We start from the raw sequence: 19,559 nt of genomic DNA on the forward strand, positions 1-19,559 counted from the left end.
CGAATGATGTTGTGTGCTTTGTACTATTGCACTGAATGTGCCAACTTTTAAAAATACACTTAATTAAGAATATAAGTTTTTGAAAATAATATATAAAAATAATTATTCTTTCTGCGTAACTAATTTCTATTGGAAATTTTAATATTTAAAAGATATCTAAAAATATATTTAAATATCTTTTTGGATATATGTGTTTAATGGGTCTTCCCGTTTTTATCGACTTTTAAAAGCTGTCCAGCTTCACTTAAAGTAAATTCATCAAAATCATTTGCTAAATAAAAATGACCTTTATAAAACTGGCGAACTTCTTCAGTAATAGCTTGCTGCCCAGCTTTATCCTGATGTCGGGGGCTAAAATGCGTTAGAATTAAATTGCTTAAAGATTGCTCTTCTGCAAATTCAGCCACCATTTTTGCTGAACTATGCATTGGACCTTTGCCGACTTTATCTAAAACCGTTTGTAAGTATGTAGACTCATGAATAAGGAGTTGAGCATCTTTGCAAGCGTCAGCTAATAGTTCTGGTTGGTCATTATCACCACCTATAATTGCATGAACTTGTTGATTTTGAATTTTGATAAAGTCTTGAGCTTTTAATGTTTGTCCTTCAAATTCAATATTGTAGCCTCGTTTCAAATGGCCCCACATATCGCCTTGAGGTACGCCAAGCTGAGTCAGAGTTTGGGTATCTAACTTCTTCTGAATAGATTTGATATAAATGCTAAAAGCAAAACTTGGAACACGATGGCTTAGTGGATGTGCTTGAACAATGAATTCGTCAGTGATTTGTTGTGGCTGCGTTGCTTCATTCACATCAATAAATTGAAGGGAATAGGGTAAATGTAAATCTGTAAGTTGGGCAGTGATTTCAAACCATTGCTGAATTTCTTTCGGTGCAATCACGATTAAGGGTTTGCTACGGGCATTCATGCCTGCACTTGCTAATAAACCAACTAGACCATAACAATGGTCGCCGTGAACATGTGTAATACAAATGGCAACTAGGTTTTGTAGTGAAAGTTTAGCTTGTTGAATACGGTGCTGTGTCCCTTCGCCAGCATCAATTAAAATCCAGTCCTTATTTTTACTGTTACGAACTGCTAATCCTGAAACATTACGTGTTAAGGTCGGTACACCCGAAGATGTGCCTAAAAAAGTAAAATGAAGCATATTCTTGGAATTTTTTGGTCAAATGCGTATTGTATATTATAGATACTTATAAAATTTTATAGAAATTATGGCGGATGCAAAGAAAACAGTCGTTATTGGCTTTGTCGGTTCTACACTTGATCAGGGAAGAAAGCCAGATCGATGGCAACGTTGGCGTCCTACGATTAGCTTGTTAATGCATGAAGATTTGCTTATAGATGAATTGGTACTGTTACATGATCGACAACATCATAATTTAGTTAAATCTATAGCAGCAGACGCGAAAGAAATTTCTCCACAAACACAGGTTTCTGGACATAAGGTAAGTATTAAAGATCCTTGGGATTTTGCTGAAGTTTATGGTGCACTCTATGATTTTGTAAAAACCTATCCGTTTGATGTCGAAAAAAATAACTATTTATTGCATATCACAACGGGAACACATGTTGCCCAAATTTGTTGGTACTTATTGGTAGATGCACATTATTTGCCAGCTCAACTCATTCAAAGCTCACCTAATCAACCAAAGACCCCAGAAGGTGAATATAGAATTATTGATCTGGACTTGTCTCGATACGATGTTTTAAAACAGCGCTTCGATGATGAGCAAAAGCAAAATTGGCAACAACTTAAAGCAAATATTTCTACTCATAATAAAGCGTTTAATCAGCTTATTGAGGAAGTTGAGTTAGTTGCAACTCGCTCTAGCGCGCCTATTTTAATTATGGGTGCAACAGGTGTTGGTAAGTCTCATTTGGCAAAACAGATTTTTCAATTAAAGAAAGATAAATTTCAATTAAGCGGTCGTTTTATCGATGTTAACTGTGCAACCTTACGTGGTGATAGTGCTATGTCGACCTTATTTGGTCACATAAAAGGTGCATTTACAGGAGCAGCTGCATCTCGTGCTGGTTTATTAAAAAGTGCTGACCAAGGCATTTTATTTTTAGATGAAATCGGTGAATTGGGGCTTGATGAACAAGCAATGCTGTTAAAAGCACTAGAGGATAAAAGCTTTTTTCCTGTTGGGAGTGATAAGGAAAGTCAGGCCGATTTTCAGTTGATTGCAGGTACTAACCGTGATTTGCGTAATGAGGTTCAAGCTGGCCGTTTTCGTGAAGATTTATGGGCTCGTTTGAATACGTGGATGTTCTTCTTACCAAATTTAAAAGACCGTGTAGAAGATATTGCACCCAATATTGATTTTGAGCTACAGCGTTTTGCTGCAATTCATCAAAGACAATTACGTTTTCAACGTGATGCTTTAGAAACATATTTAAAGTTTGCTAAATCGGCAGAAGCATCGTGGCAAGGGAACTTTAGAGATTTAGCAGCGAGCGTAACTCGTTTGGCAACTTTATCTCACGGTGAGTTAATTCGTCGTGAAGCTGTAGAAAAAGAAATTCAACGCCTAAAGCAACTTTGGCTTACTCAGGATGAATCTTACAATGATAAAGATGAAGATATTCTTTTGAACTATTTGAGTCCTGAACAGCTAGAACAAATAGATGAATTTGATCAGATTCAATTACGAGGTGTGTTCAAAGTCTGCGAAAATTCAAAATCCATGGCAGAGGCTGGAAGACAACTCTTTTCAGTATCTCGTCAACAACGTAATACAACGAACGATAGCGACCGAGTGAAAAAATATTTAGCCCGTTTTGGGTTAAGTTGGAATAATTTTCAATAATGACACGGCTTATAAAATGATGGGCATACTCTCGAGTTATGCCCATCAAGTTACCGTTTATTTCATGATAATAAAACGTGTAATGATTTGGCGAAGCTGCTTTAAATAGCCTGTAAAGAAGTGGTTAGCACCCGGTAAAATCGTAATTGGATGCTTCTGTGGTTTTGCCCATGCAATTGCATCTGAAAGTAAAGTAATATCATCTTGCTCACCATGAATGAGTAGAATATCACCTTGAATTTCAGGAGTTTTATAGTGACGTAAACCTACTACAGTAGCTGTTGGTAAACCACATAAAATTAACTGTATAGGTCGTAATTCAGGATTAAGCTGTGCAAAGCATTTTGCTAAAACATGTGAGCCAAAGCTAAAACCGCCTGCATAAAATGGTAGGTCTTCATGAAGCTTACGAACATGTTCAATGACAGCTAAGATATCTTCAGTTTCACCATGGCCTTCATCATGAATGCCTTCACTGCCACCTAGGCCGCGGAAACTTGGGCGGTAAACAATGCAACCATATTCATTAAAGATTTGGGTTAAAAGGGCAGGGACTTTATGTTGAGGGGTTCCACCTTGCAATGGGTGCGGATGACAAACAACCGCAAAGCCTTTGATTTCACCTTCAGGGCGGTCAACGAAAAGTTCAATTTTACCTACTGGACCCTGGATGAAAGTTTGCTCAGACATATAAGAACCGCTAAATAACAATACGTGATGCTATTTTACCGATAGTCGTCATTGAAAACACGAGTTAGCATTAAAAAATATCTACTGTTATAGTTGGTATTAAGAATAATTTTTTCAGGTTGTCTATGCTTGCTTTAATTTCTCCTGCAAAAACTTTAGATTATGAAACAGCGTTACCTACAGATGAGTTTACTCAGCCTCGCTTGTTAGAAAACTCAGCACAATTAATTGATGTTTGTCGCAAACTTTCTGCTTCGGAAATTGCGAGTTTAATGAGTGTGAGTGAGAAAATTGCCACATTAAATGCAGATCGATTTAGAGATTGGAATCCCGAATTTAATTTCTCAAATGCTCGCCAAGCAATCTATGCATTTAAAGGGGATGTTTACACCGGTTTAGATGCTTATCATTTAAAAGACAAAGATATTGATTTTGCACAGCAGCATTTGCGTATGCTCTCTGGTTTATATGGTTTATTGCGTCCTTTAGATTTAATGATGCCTTATCGTTTAGAGATGGGTACTAAATTAAAAAATACTCGCGGTCATAATTTGTATGAATTCTGGGGTGATATCATCACTAACCAAATTAATGAAGACTTGGCAGCAATTAAATCTGAATTGCTGGTAAATCTAGCTTCAGATGAATATTACAAGTCTGTCAATGAAAAGAAAATTAAGGCTGAAATTGTGAAGCCTGTTTTTCTTGACCAGAAAAATGGCAAATATAAAGTCATTAGTTTCTATGCGAAAAAAGCACGCGGTTTAATGGCTCGTTTTATTGTTGAAAACCAATTAAATAAAGCTGAAGACATCAAAGCGTTTAATACCGAGGGTTACTACTTTGATGCTGATAACTCATCGGCAAAAGAGTTGGTGTTTAAACGTGATGAGCAATAATCTTAAGCGTGGTTAATTGATGATGCAGCTTTATTTATAGTTGGTGTTTAAACGTGATGAGCAATAATCTTAAGCGTGGTTAATTGATGATGCAGCTTTATTTATCAAAACTAAAGCATGTTTGGTTTGAGCTGCATCAGCATTATGATTTTTCTGAACCACAGAAAATTTATGATGAACTAATTGCGGCTTATAGTGAAAAGCAGCGAGCCTACCATACCGTCCAACATTTATATGAATGTTTGAGTTTAATGGAGGCGGTTCAATACGAATTAAATGATCCGTATGCTGTTGCATTGGCTCTTTGGTTTCATGATGCGGTCTATGATCCAGAAGCTAAAGACAATGAACTTAAGAGTGTTGAGTTATTTGAACAAGCGATGGTGCAAGATTTATCATCCGATACTCTAGAGAAAATAAAGCGTTGGATTCTTGCGACTCAAAAGCATGCATTAACCGATGAAACAGATTTGCAATTTTTATTGGATATTGATTTAGCTATTTTGGCAGCAACACCTGAACGTTTTATTCAGTATGAACAGCAAATTCAGCAGGAGTATTCTTGGGTTGATCCAGAAGTATATTCAATTAAGAGAAAACAAGTTTTAATACATTTTTATCAGTCTGAGCCACTTTATCAAACTGTATATTTCCAAAAGAATTTTGAGTTAAACGCCAAGGATAATTTAAGACGAATATTGGAATAGCCTAAGCATATTAGAATAAAGCGATATATTTTTAAAACGTAAAATAGTTATATGACGGGAGAGGAATCACTGGAAAAAGCAGTGATTCCTTGGAAATAAATTATTTAAAGAAATAACCTGTTTCTGGCGAGCTTGCATTTGCCATGCGTTTACGTGGCATACGACCTGCTAAAAATGCTTCACGTCCTGCTTCAACAGCTTTTTTCATTGCTGAAGCCATCAAAATAGGGTTTTGCGCAGCTGCAATTGCTGTATTCATCAATACACCATCACAACCGAGTTCCATCGCAATAGCAGCATCACTTGCTGTGCCAACACCTGCATCAACTAAAACTGGAACTTTCGCATTTTCTTTGATAATTGAAATGGTGTGTGGGTTTAAAATACCTAAACCTGAACCAATCAAACTACCTAAAGGCATAATCGCAACACAGCCCATACTTTCAAGTTCTTGTGCAATGATCGGATCATCAGAGGTATAGACCATAATCTCAAAACCATCATCAATCAAAGTACGGGCCGCTTTTAAGGTCTCGGTTACATTTGGATATAAGGTTTTTTCATCGCCCAAAACTTCAAGTTTTACTAGGTTATGACCATCCAGTAGCTCACGTGCTAACATGCAGGTACGTACTGCGCTATCAGCATCAAAACAACCTGCGGTATTTGGTAAAATTGTATATTTCTCTGGTGGGATGACCGAAAGTAAATTCGGTTGATCTGGATTTTGTCCAATATTCACACGGCGGATTGCGACGGTTACGATTTCTGCACCACTGGCTTGAATAGCTAAATCCGTTTCATTTAAGTCTTTATATTTGCCAGTTCCGACCAATAAACGAGATTGAAAAGAACGTGAACCAATAATGAGAGGGGTGTCTTGCATGGATAACTCCGACTTAGCCGCCGCCAACAGCGTGAATAATTTCGATACGGTCATGTTGAGCAATAGAAATTTGCTCTAATTTGCTTTTAGAAACGATTTGCTGATTGTGCTCAACAGCAAAACGTTTTCCTTCAAGTGCCAACTCCTGAATGAGTTGCAACAGGTTTTGGCTAGGCGTGTCCGTTAATTCGCCATTTAAATAAATTTGCATGATCACATTCCGATTATTTTGCGCATTTGAAAGCATTCCAAGCCAAGACTAGCCACCCCGCAATCATTAAGGCTCCACCGATTGGCGTAATTGCACCTAATATTCGTGGTAAACCCAGCGCCATGATATAAAGCGAACCACAAAAGAATAGAATACCAATTTGGATAAGCAAGAAAGATAACTTGATTGGGAAATGAGGAAGAACCTTACTTAAAATACCAAGGGCTAGCAGGCCAAGCGCATGATAAAAAAAGTAGTCGGTTGCAGTCTGCCACCAAGCAAGTTGCTCAGGACCCGCGTGAGCTTTAAGACCATGTGCTCCAAAAGCACCCAACATGACTGCAAAAGCAAGATTAAGGGCTGAAATGGCGATCCACATAACAAAAAACGCAACTGAATAATGAAAGGCAACGTTAACATAGATTGGGTTGGCTAAACATAGCCAGATAAAACAAAAGGGCGATTCGCCCTTTTATTTTTTTCATTTATTTTAGCTTGCTGACATGGCAGTTTTGATTTTTTCCATCGCATTTTTTTCAAGCTGACGAATACGTTCTGCCGAAACATTATATTCAGCTGCTAACTCGTGAAGAGTAGATTTGTCATCATCTAACCAGCGGCGTTGTAAAATATTACGCGAACGGTCATCTAACTGGTCCATTGCATCATGCAAGGCTGAAGTACTTTGCTCTTCCCAGTCTTCGTTCTCGACTAAACGGGCAGGATCGTAGCGGTTATCTTCAAGGTACAACGCAGGTGCTGTGTGTGGAGTATCGTCGTCGTCATCGCCTTGTGCTTCAAAAGCAGCATCATAAGCAGTTAAACGACCTTCCATTTCCAGAACTTGTTCTGGAGTTACATTTAAGTCATTAGCAATCGATTGAGCTTCTTCGAGCGTTAACTTTTTACTCGATTTTTTTAAACTACGTAAATTGAAAAATAATTTACGCTGAGCTTTTGTCGTTGCAATTTTGACGATACGCCAGTTGCGAATAACATATTCATGAATTTCTGCCTTAATCCAGTGGACGGCAAAAGATACTAGACGCACGCCCATATTTGGGTCGAAACGTTTCACGGCTTTCATTAAGCCTAAATTACCTTCTTGAATAAGGTCGCCTTGTGGTAGGCCATAACCTGCATAGCTGCGCGCAATATGAACGACAAAACGTAAATGCGACATTACCAGCATTTTTGCGGCATCAAGATCTTGGTCATAATAATAACGTTCAGCAAGTTCTTTTTCTTGCTCAGCCGTTAAAATAGGAATCTGATTGACAGTACTGATATATGCACCAAGGTTTACACCGGGCGCAGACAATGACAGGGGCATCAATTGATTGCTGCTGTCACTCATGAGTTCTCCTTATAGGATCGAATGGGATAACCAATAAATTCATCTTAATTTGAATCAGCTTCATAATTAAGGAAAATTGGGTAGAGAAATGTAAAATTTTATGCAATTTCTAATCTTTTAGTTTAGCAAAGAATTATTGAGTTTCAATTAAATAGTGAAATTCTCTTTCTGATATGTGTGTAGTTTGACACGTAAAATGATGTAAACCACAGTAACGAGTTACATCAATTTCACTATGAGGATCTGAAGATTTTAATAAAAATTGTTGTTTGCCTGACGCTTTTTTAAGTTCACGCTTTAACATTAACAATGGCATTGGGCAGGGCTGCCCAAGGGCATTAATTTCAATGGGTGCTGTATTAGAAGAAGTATTGCTCATTCATCATCAAAACAACTAAAAAAAATATTCTAACAAATTTTTAATAAATACAGCATATTTTATGAAAGAAGATGCAGGAATTTCTATAAAAAATATTGTAATAAGCTGTTTAAAAAAAGAACTAAAAATAGGGGAAATATTTGAAAAAAATTCTATTAATTGTCATAAACCCGTGTTAAGCTCGAACCGTTTTAGGATTTACCACACAATCAAATTGATTTAATAACCCTATAACAAATGGATGTAACCGGAAATTGTTGATAGTTTTACAGAATGATTACAAGCTTTAAGATTATAAATATTTTAAAACCTTGTTTGCTCTGCTGTTTGCAACACCGGAAGGTCCTTTTTTCAACATCTGAGGATTGACTTATGACAGCTCGTGAACAAGGCGTAGTAAAGTGGTTTAATGACACTAAAGGCTTTGGTTTTATTCAACGTAACGGCGGCGACGATGTATTCGTTCACTTCCGTGCAATCGTAGGTGACGGTCACCGTTCTCTACGTGATGGTCAACGTGTAGAGTTTAGCGTTGTACAAGGTCAAAAAGGTTTTCAAGCTGAAAACGTTCAGCCTTTAGACTAAGACTAATTCATCTTTTTGATGAATGATGGACGCTCCAATTTTTGAATTGGGGCGTTTTTGTTTATAATGATCTTCTCATTCGAGAGATTGTTTGTTAGAGCGCGTATTTATGACATCTGGTTTTGAAACCTTGAATTTACATCCGCAACTTAAAAAGGCGATTGATGCTTTAGGGTTTACTCAAATGACCCCAATTCAGCAAAAGGTTTTAAAATATACATTAGCCGGGCATGATGCAATTGGGCGAGCACAAACAGGAACAGGTAAGACAGCTGCCTTTCTGATTAGTGTAATTAATGATTTACTCAATAATCCGATTCAAGAGCAACGCTTCCGGGGCGAGCCTCGTGCTTTAATCTTGGCGCCTACTCGTGAGTTGGCATTGCAAATTGAAAGTGATGCGAAATTTCTCACAAAATTCTCTAATTTACATTTAGTGACCCTATTGGGTGGTGTTGACTTCGATAAGCAGAAGAAGCAACTTGATGCTAATTTTGTCGATATCATGGTAGCCACACCTGGGCGTTTAATCGATTTTGTAGAACAAAAAGAAGTCTGGCTCGATCAAATTGAATTTTTAGTTATTGATGAAGCTGACCGTTTATTAGACATGGGCTTTATTCCTTCCGTAAAACGTATTGTTCGTTATTCACCACGCAAGGAACAACGTCAAACACTCATGTTCTCAGCGACGTTTAGTTATGATGTTCTTAATTTGGCAAGACAATGGTTATTTGAACCTGTAACTGTTGAAATTGAGCCTGAACAAAAGACCAATAACGATGTAGAACAACGTGTTTATGTTGTAGCTAAACAAGACAAATATCGTTTACTACAAGATATCTTGCGTGAAGAGCCAATCGATAAGGTCATGATTTTTGCTAATCGACGTGACCAAGTCCGCCGTCTTTATGATCATTTAAAGAAAGATGGATATAGAGTCGGTATGCTTTCTGGTGAGATTGCTCAAGATAAACGTTTAAAAATGTTAGAGCAATTTAAGCAAGGTAAACATAATATTATGATCGCGACGGATGTTGCTGGTCGTGGTATTCATGTTGATGGCGTGTCGCATGTCATCAACTTTACATTGCCTGAACAATCTGATGACTATGTACACCGTATTGGTCGTACAGGTCGCGCTGGGTCACAAGGTGTAAGTATTAGTTTTCTTTCAGAAGATGATGCCTTTTATTTACCCGAAATTGAAAAAGCAATTGGTAAAAAATTACCACTGACCAGATTAGATGGTTATTGCTAATAAAAAAATCCCAATCATTTGATTGGGATTTTTTTTGATTAATTAATTTTACAATAGAAAGTAAGCGTTGTTTGGTAGTCATCATCTTTTGCTAAAGATGCATTTTTACCAGTTAATGTACCAATAACCCCTGCTGCTGCTTCAACCATTTGACCGGTTTTTTCACTTACAACATCTTTTAATACACCGTTATATGTTGTTTTTTCATCTACAACGACTGGTGTAGTGTTTTTTGAGCAAGTTTTTTGAGCTGCAGTAATTGCATTATTTTTCGCAATTAAATTGGTTTTGCCAATACCTGTAACTTCAAACTGATTATTTTCTTTTTGAACTGCCAAAGTATTTTTAGGAGTAGTTGCGCAAGCACCAAGTAATAAAACAACACCGCTCATTGCGCTTGCTAAAATTATTTTTTTCATAATGCACCTAAAGTTAATCGCTAAAAGACATAGCTATTTGAACATAAGTTTTCTAGTTGATTTTGAAGACGTTGTATGAGTTTTGATGTTTTGTATTAAAAAATGTCAAAGTAAGAGTTCGCTAATTTTATAAGCTAGATTCAATGGTGGATTAACGGTAGATTATGCTAATCTATTTTGAATTTTTGAGTTAGATCAATATTAATGACGGAATCAGCAATACAAATAATTCACCAAAATATTCATCAGCGTCAGTCTATTGGCCAATTAGTTGAGCCAGCTCCAAGTACAGAGCAATTAGAGTTAGCTTTCCAAGCAGCTTTGACTGCTCCAGATCATCATAGACTTAAGCCAACGCGTTTTGTAGTTGTTTCAGGCGAACAACGTGGTGCTTTTGGTGAAGTTTTAGCAAAGGCTCTAGCAGATTTAGGTGAAACTGATCCCGCTCAACTCGAACGTGTTAAACAACATCCTTTTCGCGCACCATTACTCATTTTAGCGCTTACACAACTACAAGATCATCCGAAAGTGCCGCATTTCGAACAAATCTTAAGTACGGGTGCCGCAGTACAAAATCTTTTATTATCTCTACAAGCTCAAGGTTTTTCGACCATGTGGCGTAGTGGTGCAGTTGTCGAATCAAATTGGTTAAAACAGCATTTAGGTCTGCAACCTCGTGATTTAATTTCAGGTATTATTTACGTCGGCACAGCAGCTAAAGTAATTGCACCGCGTGCAGATATTGAAAGTAAAGAATTCGTAAAAGTTTGGCAGGCTTAAATGTCTGTAGAAGTAAGAAATAGGATAATAAAAGATGGCTGAATTTAAGTTTACAGATTTGGTGGAACCTGTTGCGGTTGATAAAAAAACTGCTTTACGTATTACCGTTCTAGGGGGAGGAAGCTTTGGAACGGCTATGGCAAATTTAGCTGCACGTAATGGTTGCGATACCATGATCTGGATTCGTGACGCCGAAACAGCTGAGGAAATTAATAAAACACACATTAATAAACGTTATTTGCCAGATTTTATTTTAGAGTCATCATTACGCGCTGTGTCTGATCTTGAGCAAGCTGTATGTGACCGAGATATTATTTTAGTCGCAATTCCAAGTCACTCATTCCGTGATGTTTTAAAACAAATCGCTCCTTATATTACTGCACAAGCGGTTGTGTCTTTAACCAAAGGTGTTGAAGCTAAAACTTTCAGCTTCATGAGCGATATCATTCGTGAAGAATTACCTGAAGTTCCTTATGGTGTGCTATCAGGTCCAAACCTTGCAAAAGAAATTATGGCGGGTATGCCGTCCGGCACCGTTATTGCCAGTGACTCCGAATTAGTTCGTTATGCTGTGCAACATGCTCTGCATAGTGCTTTATTCCGTGTTTTTGGTAGTGATGATGTACATGGAGTGGAGTTAGGTGGTGCGCTTAAAAATATTTATGCGGTTGCAATGGGAATTGGTGCCGCTTACAAAATTGGTGAAAACACCAAGAGTATGATTTTAACGCGTGCTTTGGCTGAGATGAGCCGTTTTGCAGTAAAACAAGGTGCAAATCCGCTTACATTCTTGGGGTTGTCAGGTGTTGGTGATTTATTCGCGACTTGTAATAGTCCTTTAAGCCGTAATTATCAGATTGGTTATGCTTTAGGTTCGGGTAAAACGCTGGATCAGGCAAGTAAAGAGTTGGGGCAGACAGCAGAAGGCATTAATACAATTGTTCAGGTGCGTGGTAAAGCAGAAGAACTAGATGTTTATATGCCTATTACTAACGCTTTATATGAAGTTATTTTCGAAGGGGCGCCTCCTTTAAATATTGCATTATCTCTTATGAAAAACGGACACCGTAGTGATGTTGAATTTGTTTTACCTCATCACGAAGTCTGAAGAAGAAATGTCATAAATTGTGGTTATAATACAAGAATTATTAACAAGGAAAATTTATGCAACTAACATTGGTTCGCCATGGGGAAGCCGCTCCACCTATAAATGGTAATGACACTAAACGTCCTCTTACTGCTCGTGGACATACTCAAGCAGAACAGACAGCAACATTTTTAAAAGATATTGTTAAGCCTGATATTTTTGTAGTTAGTCCTTTGTTACGTGCTCAAGAGACATTGGCACATATTCAAGCGTATTTTAAAGATGTGCCTGTGTTGTTATGCGATAAAATTAAACCAGATGATAACGCCAAAGAGGCAGTCGAGTGGTTGTCTCAGATTCCTTATGAGTCAATTGTGGTCGTGTGTCATATGAATGTAGTAGGGCATATTGCTGAACTGCTGACCCATGAAAACTTTAATCCATTTGCGTTGGCTGAAGCTCGAATTTATGATCAGGCTGTGATTGCAACTGGTTTATCAACACAAAAAAATAGTTTTATACCCACAATATAATTAAAAAGGTTATTTAGCCCATTATGCTGTATTTATGGATGCCTGAAACCAATGGAATATGGCATTGGTCTAACGGAGAAAACTGGTTGCAGGCTGAAAGCCTTGATCAATTAATACAAGACCTACAATTGCACCAAGGAAAAGAGGCTGTTGTCTTTTTTCCTAGTCGTCATGCTCAGGTATTCCAGCAACAAATAGCAAAGTCTCATTACAAGCAACTTGGAGCAGATGGTGTTAAATATTTGCTTGAAGAGTTTGTAACTTTGCCTATTGATCACATGAAAGTAGTTCATCATTTTCATGCTGATCAATTAACAATATTGGGCGTTGCAAAAACTACTGTGGAAACATGGCAACATGCGATGAATTTGTTGCCAATCAAGCTGGTTGCTTTGTTGCCAGACTTTTTGATTTTGCCAGAACCACAAGAGCACCAAGTTATCCTGTGTAATATTGACCAAAAATTACTGGCGCGCGAAAGTAAATGGGTGGGTAACTCACTAGATGATTTGGGATTGTTTTTGGAATTCCAGCCAGTTGAAACAAACTATCAATATAGTGGATTAACGACAGAACAATTAGAAAGCTTAGAAGCAGCTTCTAGTGTTGAGCAACGTTCAGAATTTTTTTATCAGTTTCAGGGCTTAGATAAACCTAAACAGCATCCTTTTAATGTTTTACCAAAAGCCAAAGGGCAAGAGCAAACGGTTTCTGGGTACTGGAAAGCATGTGCGGTTATTGTTTTAGCAATCATTGTGGTTCAGTTCAGCTATGATTTGTTGCGTTGGGTAAAATTAAGAAATGTAGCCAATCAAACAGCTGAGCAGACAATTGAGCAATATAAATATTGGTTTGGTCCTTCTAGTCGCGTAAATGAACAAAATATAAAAAGCCAATTTGAAAGTCATTTAAGAATGAGTAAACAAGGCGATACACAAGCACTTTCTTTATTGAGTCGTGTTGGACCTATTTTGATGCAAAGACAAATTTTAGCTCAGCAATTAAATTATGATGCTTCTACACTAACCATGGCCTTGAAAGCAAAATCGGCAGATGATTTGCAAGCTTTAACACAGCAGCTTAATCAGCAAGGATTTAAGGCGGAGTTAGGTAATGTTCAAGCCGATGGTGGTGGGGCTATTGGGGTGGTGAAAATACAATAATGAAAATGTTAGCTCAATTGCAAAACCGCTTTGATCAGTGGATCGAACAAGTTAATCAATATTTAGACCGTTTGACTGTCCGTGAACGTATCATGGTAGTCTTTACTACAATTTTTGTTGTAGTGGCTATTATTGGGGCTTCACTTTGGAAAATGCATTCCTTAGCAGAACAGCAGCAACAGCGCTTAAATGATTTAAAAGATTTGATGGTGTGGATGCAAAGTAATGCAGTCACTATGAAACCTGCGAGTGAGCTTGAGCTGGGGCAGGCAGAAAAAATACAACGTGTAGCTCAACAGCAAGGTTTAACGGTTACTTCTCAGCAAAATGGCGAGCAGTTACAAATTATTGTTACTCATCAGAATTACGCAATTTTAGCTAACTTTTTAACCCAACTGGCACAAATGGGCTTAAGTATTGAAAAAATGGAAATGGTTTCAAGTGAAGGTCAGATTAAATTAACAGCGACGGTTCAATAACATATTAAAATATGCTGGTCTTAAGCATGGTGTTTTGTGCTCCCTGTGCCTATAATATGCCTACCTAAAATCAGTAGATTGTGATTGGTATGTTATATTCACTTGCTCGCCCGATGTTGTTTAGTTTAGCACCAGAGCGTGCCCATGAATTAACATTATCTATGCTTGATAAAGCACATAAGTTCGGCTTACTCCGTCAGAGCGTAGAAGCGAAACCGACGACTTGTATGGGAATTGAATTTCCAAATCCAGTAGGTTTGGCAGCCGGTCTTGATAAAAATGGTGCACACATTGATGCTTTAGCTGGGTTAGGGTTTGGTTTTATTGAAATTGGAACCATTACACCTCGTCCTCAATCGGGTAATCCGCAACCACGCTTATTCCGTATTCCCGAAGCTCAAGCCATTATTAACCGTATGGGGTTCAATAATGATGGTGTTGATAAGCTGATTGAAAATGTCAAAGCTTCAAAGTTTAAAGGAATTTTAGGCATTAATATTGGTAAGAATGCTGATACACCTGTAGAAAAAGCTGTTGATGATTACCTGATTTGCCTTGAGAAAGTGTATAACTACGCTTCTTATATTACCGTTAATATTTCATCTCCAAATACTAAGAACTTAAGAAGTTTACAAAGTGGTGATGCATTAACTGAACTATTGCAAACCTTAAAAGAAAGACAACTTGAGCTAGCTGAACAAAATAATCACTATGTTCCTTTGGTACTGAAAGTTGCACCTGATTTAACAGCGGAAGATGTTGAATTTATTGCAGCGCAGTTAGTACAGTTTAAAATTGATGGCTTGATCGTTACTAATACGACCTTATCAAGAGAAGGTGTAGAAAATCTTCCTTATGGTAATGAGTCGGGAGGTTTATCAGGCGCGCCTGTTTTTGAAAAAAGTACAGAATGCTTACGTTTGTTCTCCCAAACATTAAAAGGACAAATCCCGTTAATTGGCGTGGGTGGAATTTTGTCGGGTGAACAAGCAGCAGTCAAACAGCAAGCTGGAGCAACATTAGTACAGATCTATAGTGGGCTAATTTATACAGGTCCTATTTTAGTGAAACAATGTGTTGCAGCTATGTCTTAAGTGAATATGAACACAATTGATATCATTATTCTGATACTTTTGCTCATTGGGGGGCTAAACGGTTTGCGACAAGGATTTATTAAAGCCTTTGCGAACTTGGTAGGATGGGTCATTGCATTAATTATGGGTGCAAAATATGCTGTCCTTCTTGCTCCGTCTATGTCGGGTTTAAGTCATGATCCAGTTGTTCAAAAAATTGCAGCTTTTGCATTTATAGCGCTTTTGATCATTGTTTTAACATGGATCGTCTCTGCATTTTTAAATGGCCTCTTGAAAAGTCTGAAATTGGGGCCATTAAATCGTTTAGCAGGTGGTGCTTTTGGTTCTTTAAAGGGCTTGTTGGTTGTACTAATTACAATGCAGGGTGTAGGACCTTGGGTTGAAAGTTCACCGCACTGGAAACAGTCCAAATTTATACAGTTTTTATTGCCTTATGCGCCTTTAGCTACCGAGTTGTCTAAAGATGCTGCAAGTGAGGCATTTCATCAAATAACATCTGGAGGTAGTGTATCAGGCACTCCTTCAAAACCAATGGACGAATCGGAAGATTTAGAAAACCGATCCGACCATTCGACAAAGAATCCTTTTTATTAATTCCTAGCTTGTCTGCGAGGTTGCTATGTGTGGAGTTGTTGGTATAGCCGGTAAATCGCCAGTGAACCAAATGTTGTTTGATGCTTTAACGATGTTGCAACATCGTGGGCAAGATGCAGCTGGAATAGTAACCTGCCATGAAGGCCGTCTTTTCCTTCGTAAGGATAACGGTATGGTGCGTGATGTCTTTCATACTCGTCATATGAGAGCATTACTTGGTAATTATGGTATTGGCCATGTACGTTACCCAACTGCTGGTTCTGCGAGCAGTGCTGAAGCACAACCATTTTATGTAAACTCACCTTACGGTATTACGCTTGCACATAATGGTAACTTGACCAATGCAGAAGAAATTCATGATGACCTGTTTAAAACAGATTTACGTCATATGAATACAGATTCTGACTCAGAAGTTCTTTTAAACGTATTCGCGCATGAATTACAGAAAAAAGGCACTTTAAATCCTACTCCTGACGATATTTTTCACACGGTTTCTCGTGTGCATGAGCGTTGCCAAGGTGCGTATGGGGTAGTAGCAATGATTACTGGTCATGGTTTGGTTGGTTTCCGTGATCCGAATGGTATTCGCCCACTTATTTACGGTTCGCGTGTAACTGAACAAGGTGAGATGGAATACATCATTGCTTCTGAATCGGTTGCTATTACTGCTCTTGGTTTCAAAATTGAGCGTGATATTGAACCGGGTGAAGCAATTTTCATCAATGCAAATGGCGAGTTGTTCTCTAAGCAATGTGCTGCTAATCCGAAATACCGCCCATGTATTTTTGAGTACGTTTATTTTGCTCGTCCTGATGCGATTATTGATGGAATCTCGGTTTATAAAGCACGTTTAAAAATGGGTGAAAAGCTTGCTCATAAAATTTTACGTGACTGGGGCGAAGACCATGATATTGATGTGGTGATTCCAATTCCAGATACGAGCCGTACTTCAGCTTTAGAACTTGCAAATATTCTAGGTGTGAAGTTCCGTGAAGGTTTTATGAAAAACCGTTATATCGGCCGTACCTTTATTATGCCGGGTCAACAGCAACGTAAAAAATCTGTACGTCAGAAATTAAACCCTGTTGAGTTAGAATTCAAAGGTAAGAACGTTCTATTGGTGGATGACTCTATTGTACGTGGTACAACGTGTAATGAGATTATTCAGATGGCACGTGATTCTGGTGCAAAAAAAGTATACTTTGCGTCAGCAGCACCGAAAGTAATGTATCCAAACGTTTACGGTATTGATATGCCTGCTAAAGCTGAGCTTATTGCTTCAGAACGTAGCGTGGAAGAGATCCAAGAAATTATTGGTGCTGATCGTTTGATTTTCCAAGAATTGGAAGACTTGAAAAATGCTGTACGTACCAGCAAAGTGCCTGACTTAACTGAGTTCGATTGCTCAGTATTTGATGGAATCTACGTAACAGGTGATATTGATGGTAACTATCTAAATAATTTGGAGCAGAAGCGTAATGACTCTGCTAAGAAGAAAAAAGATGGTTATATTGACGTTAATGTCGATGCTGCTTCTGTAGATTTAACAGGCATCAAAGAAGAATAGAAATAGCCGAAAAAAGCGGGTATTTCCCGCTTTTTTCTTTTATGATGAAACCTAACAATGTAATTGGGAATATTTACATTGAAAGAAGTAAGCCACTATCTCATCGAAAATAAAAATATGGCATGGTCCATCACTATGTGTTTGGTTGCTGTGCTGCTTACTATTTTTATCTTAAATTTAATTTTAGGTTTACTCGTTCATTTTTTTGATTATAGCCAGCCAATTTGGTGGCATACCTTAAGTCCTTACTTCGTTGCACTATTACTTTTTATTATGGTTTGGTCGGTAGTTACCGAACTTTATATCCTGCGTAAAGGTGGGCACTCTTTAGCAAAACAACTTAAAGCACGTCGTTTGGTGAAAGAGGAGAGCACTCCCGAAGAACTCGCGGCATTAAAAATTACAGAACACTTAGCTCAAAATTTTTCACTTAAAGTTCCAACTGTATATGTATTACCTGATGAAGTTGGTGTAAATGCACTTACGGCAGGGTTTCATCCTAAAGATATCGTTATTATTCTCACATGGGGTGCTTTACAGAATCTGGATAAGCTTGAGTTATATGGTTTATTGGGCCATGAGTTTAATCAGATTTTATCTGGTGAGGCTGTTGAGAATACTAAATTAAAGATTTTATATAGTGGTTTAACAACTTTTAGTCAGTGGGGCAGTAAATTAGCTAAGCAAGGTTTTAAGCGCTATAGCCCGGGCTATAAACATAAATTTGAAACAGTTTTTGTTGCGGTAGGTGGAGTCATTTGGTTGGCTGGAAGCCTCGGTGTACTGATTACTCGTTTTATCAAATATTTGACTTTGAGTGGACGTACCTTTCGTAATGACCAAAAAACAGTGCGACTATTAAAAAATAATGCGAATACCCAAACCTTGTTGCGTATTTATGTTCACCATTCTGGTTCGCAAATTCATAGTGCTTATTCTGAGTCAATCGCGCATATGTGTTTTGCTAACTCACTGAGCCCACAAAGCTGGATGAATATTCACCCCAGTATTCGTGAACGTATTTATGAGTTAAATCCCACTTTGCTACAAGATTTACAATTAGAAAATTTAAAGAAGCTTCGCAACCGTCCGTTGTTTAGTTTATTTCATTTCTTGGAAGAATCTGAGAAAGAAATTTATATTCCGTGGTCATCTCCACAGCCTCTACCTTTGTTAAGGCTGTCGCCAATTAGTTTTGCATTAAATGATGCCATTAAACCCCTGAGTAGTGATGTACGTCGAAATAAGAAGCGTCCTGAATTAATTCAGCGAGCACTACAAACTGCGACTGGTTCACGTGAAGTTATGGTTGCTATTTTGATGATTCGCCAATATCGCGAGTTTATTCCAAAAGATGCACCTGTGAGTCATGCCATTATCGATGCATTATTGAATTTGGATGGGCGTATTCATATTCAAATATTTCATGATGCTTGTAAAAATATTGGGCATATACCTGCAAGTATTGCGCGGCAATTTCTTACTAAGCTAGCACTTATTATCCAAGAAGATGGTGAAATTGGGTTGTTAGATGCACTTTTACTGGAGCGGGTTAAACATGAGTTGAACTTGATGCCGTTACATTTACCGACTGCATTTGAAGAAGTGAAACCTCAAATTGTTCGTTTGATTGATGCTTTGCTTCATGTTCAGCAAATTAATAGCCCAAATCAATTAGAAGTACGTGAGCGCATTTTACGTTCGCTGCTCAATCCTGATGAAATGTATATCTATGATGAAATTTCAGATGAGCCATTAGATCTAGCTGAAATTTTAAATGATATTGCTGGTTTATTATTACGTGACCGTCTAAGTATTCTAGCTATTGCAGAAATGTGTTTGTGGAGCGACCGTATTATTACGCAAGATGAACTGGATGTGCTTGAATTGCTTTATTGGCGTTTTGGCTTCGAGACAGAAGAAATTGTGGATCAAATGCAAAAGAGAAATAGTGTGATGATTATTTAAAAGACATATGCGATTATAAAAACATCTGAATGAAATAAAACACTGAAAAAAAAACTGAAGCC

General features: G+C 37.8%; 22 protein-coding genes. 14 read left to right on the forward strand and 8 right to left on the reverse strand.

Going from position 1 to position 19,559, the window contains the following annotated elements; translation table 11 throughout:
• Positions 1-194: 194 nt before the first annotated feature.
• Positions 195-1,169 carry a ribonuclease Z gene (locus J580_RS14130; RefSeq protein ID WP_032004635.1) on the reverse strand — a complete coding sequence of 325 codons (975 nt, stop codon included), beginning with the start codon at positions 1,167-1,169 and terminating at the stop codon, positions 195-197.
• A 67-nt stretch (positions 1,170-1,236) separates the two neighbouring features.
• On the opposite strand from J580_RS14130, the gene rtcR reads away from it, so the two are divergent.
• Positions 1,237-2,838, forward strand: coding sequence for an RNA repair transcriptional activator RtcR (gene rtcR, locus J580_RS14135; protein ID WP_032004637.1), 1,602 nt, complete (start codon positions 1,237-1,239; stop codon positions 2,836-2,838).
• A 57-nt stretch (positions 2,839-2,895) separates the two neighbouring features.
• Here rtcR and J580_RS14140 read toward each other — a convergent pair whose 3' ends face one another.
• The gene (locus J580_RS14140; protein WP_032004640.1) at positions 2,896-3,528 is read right to left on the reverse strand and encodes an alpha/beta hydrolase; all 633 of its coding nucleotides are present in this window, start codon (positions 3,526-3,528) and stop codon (positions 2,896-2,898) included.
• A gap of 125 nt (positions 3,529-3,653) precedes the next feature.
• Between J580_RS14140 and yaaA the strand changes: the two genes are divergently transcribed.
• Together yaaA and J580_RS14150 are read left to right on the forward strand one after the other, a co-directional pair.
• Positions 3,654-4,427: a peroxide stress protein YaaA gene (gene yaaA / locus J580_RS14145; protein ID WP_002115321.1), complete on the forward strand. Its 774-nt coding sequence runs from the start codon at positions 3,654-3,656 to the stop codon at positions 4,425-4,427.
• Between the two features lie 83 nt (positions 4,428-4,510).
• On the forward strand, positions 4,511-5,134 hold the full coding sequence (locus tag J580_RS14150; RefSeq protein ID WP_032004641.1) for a metal-dependent hydrolase: 624 nt from the start codon (positions 4,511-4,513) through the stop codon (positions 5,132-5,134).
• 100 nt (positions 5,135-5,234) lie between these two features.
• Here J580_RS14150 and J580_RS14155 read toward each other — a convergent pair whose 3' ends face one another.
• The 5 genes from J580_RS14155 to J580_RS0104295 all read right to left on the reverse strand — a co-directional run bounded on the left by J580_RS14155 (position 5,235) and on the right by J580_RS0104295 (position 7,967).
• The gene (locus tag J580_RS14155; RefSeq protein WP_001154366.1) at positions 5,235-6,020 is read right to left on the reverse strand and encodes a thiazole synthase; all 786 of its coding nucleotides are present in this window, start codon (positions 6,018-6,020) and stop codon (positions 5,235-5,237) included.
• 13 nt (positions 6,021-6,033) lie between these two features.
• On the reverse strand, positions 6,034-6,231 hold the full coding sequence (gene thiS, locus J580_RS14160; protein ID WP_002115323.1) for a sulfur carrier protein ThiS: 198 nt from the start codon (positions 6,229-6,231) through the stop codon (positions 6,034-6,036).
• Positions 6,232-6,244: 13 nt separating this feature from the next.
• Entirely contained in the window at positions 6,245-6,610 is a 366-nt protein-coding gene (locus tag J580_RS14165) for a DUF423 domain-containing protein (protein ID WP_032004642.1), read from the reverse strand.
• Between the two features lie 111 nt (positions 6,611-6,721).
• On the reverse strand, positions 6,722-7,588 hold the full coding sequence (rpoH, locus tag J580_RS14170) for an RNA polymerase sigma factor RpoH (RefSeq protein ID WP_002115267.1): 867 nt from the start codon (positions 7,586-7,588) through the stop codon (positions 6,722-6,724).
• 133 nt (positions 7,589-7,721) lie between these two features.
• A complete protein-coding gene (locus tag J580_RS0104295; protein ID WP_005068314.1) occupies positions 7,722-7,967 on the reverse strand; it encodes a sulfurtransferase TusA family protein in 246 nt (81 codons plus the stop codon).
• Between the two features lie 372 nt (positions 7,968-8,339).
• On the opposite strand from J580_RS0104295, the gene J580_RS14175 reads away from it, so the two are divergent.
• Positions 8,340-8,552, forward strand: coding sequence for a cold-shock protein (locus J580_RS14175; protein WP_000126912.1), 213 nt, complete (start codon positions 8,340-8,342; stop codon positions 8,550-8,552).
• Between the two features lie 109 nt (positions 8,553-8,661).
• Positions 8,662-9,813, forward strand: a complete 1,152-nt coding sequence (gene rhlB / locus J580_RS14180) for an ATP-dependent RNA helicase RhlB (protein ID WP_002115257.1) — start codon at positions 8,662-8,664, stop codon at positions 9,811-9,813.
• Between the two features lie 38 nt (positions 9,814-9,851).
• On the opposite strand, the gene J580_RS14185 is transcribed toward rhlB, so the two are convergent.
• Positions 9,852-10,232: a hypothetical protein gene (locus tag J580_RS14185; protein ID WP_005073503.1), complete on the reverse strand. Its 381-nt coding sequence runs from the start codon at positions 10,230-10,232 to the stop codon at positions 9,852-9,854.
• Between the two features lie 204 nt (positions 10,233-10,436).
• On the opposite strand from J580_RS14185, the gene J580_RS14190 reads away from it, so the two are divergent.
• The 9 genes from J580_RS14190 (at position 10,437) to J580_RS14230 (ending at position 19,497) form a co-directional block, all read left to right on the forward strand.
• Complete coding sequence (locus tag J580_RS14190; protein ID WP_005073504.1) at positions 10,437-11,012, forward strand: nitroreductase; 576 nt, start codon at positions 10,437-10,439, stop codon at positions 11,010-11,012.
• Between the two features lie 34 nt (positions 11,013-11,046).
• A complete protein-coding gene (locus tag J580_RS14195) occupies positions 11,047-12,120 on the forward strand; it encodes an NAD(P)H-dependent glycerol-3-phosphate dehydrogenase (RefSeq protein ID WP_002115297.1) in 1,074 nt (357 codons plus the stop codon).
• 56 nt (positions 12,121-12,176) lie between these two features.
• On the forward strand, positions 12,177-12,632 hold the full coding sequence (locus J580_RS14200; protein ID WP_002115304.1) for a SixA phosphatase family protein: 456 nt from the start codon (positions 12,177-12,179) through the stop codon (positions 12,630-12,632).
• Between the two features lie 23 nt (positions 12,633-12,655).
• Positions 12,656-13,795 carry a type II secretion system protein GspL gene (gene gspL, locus J580_RS14205; protein WP_005068325.1) on the forward strand — a complete coding sequence of 380 codons (1,140 nt, stop codon included), beginning with the start codon at positions 12,656-12,658 and terminating at the stop codon, positions 13,793-13,795.
• Positions 13,795-14,274 (forward strand): type II secretion system protein GspM, encoded by a 480-nt coding sequence (gspM, locus tag J580_RS14210; RefSeq protein ID WP_005073507.1) that lies wholly within the window; start codon positions 13,795-13,797, stop codon positions 14,272-14,274. The genes gspL and gspM overlap by 1 nt, the downstream gene beginning before the upstream one ends.
• Positions 14,275-14,363: 89 nt before the next feature.
• On the forward strand, positions 14,364-15,368 hold the full coding sequence (locus tag J580_RS14215; RefSeq protein ID WP_032004644.1) for a quinone-dependent dihydroorotate dehydrogenase: 1,005 nt from the start codon (positions 14,364-14,366) through the stop codon (positions 15,366-15,368).
• 6 nt (positions 15,369-15,374) lie between these two features.
• Positions 15,375-15,962, forward strand: coding sequence for a CvpA family protein (locus J580_RS14220; RefSeq protein WP_032004645.1), 588 nt, complete (start codon positions 15,375-15,377; stop codon positions 15,960-15,962).
• A gap of 25 nt (positions 15,963-15,987) precedes the next feature.
• Positions 15,988-17,529: an amidophosphoribosyltransferase gene (gene purF / locus J580_RS14225; RefSeq protein ID WP_005068333.1), complete on the forward strand. Its 1,542-nt coding sequence runs from the start codon at positions 15,988-15,990 to the stop codon at positions 17,527-17,529.
• Positions 17,530-17,607: 78 nt separating this feature from the next.
• Positions 17,608-19,497: a M48 family metalloprotease gene (locus J580_RS14230; protein ID WP_005068334.1), complete on the forward strand. Its 1,890-nt coding sequence runs from the start codon at positions 17,608-17,610 to the stop codon at positions 19,495-19,497.
• Positions 19,498-19,559 lie beyond the last annotated feature (62 nt).

Origin of the sequence: Acinetobacter sp. 1542444, assembly GCF_000581835.1 — a bacterium.
Lineage (GTDB): Bacteria > Pseudomonadota > Gammaproteobacteria > Pseudomonadales > Moraxellaceae > Acinetobacter > Acinetobacter pittii.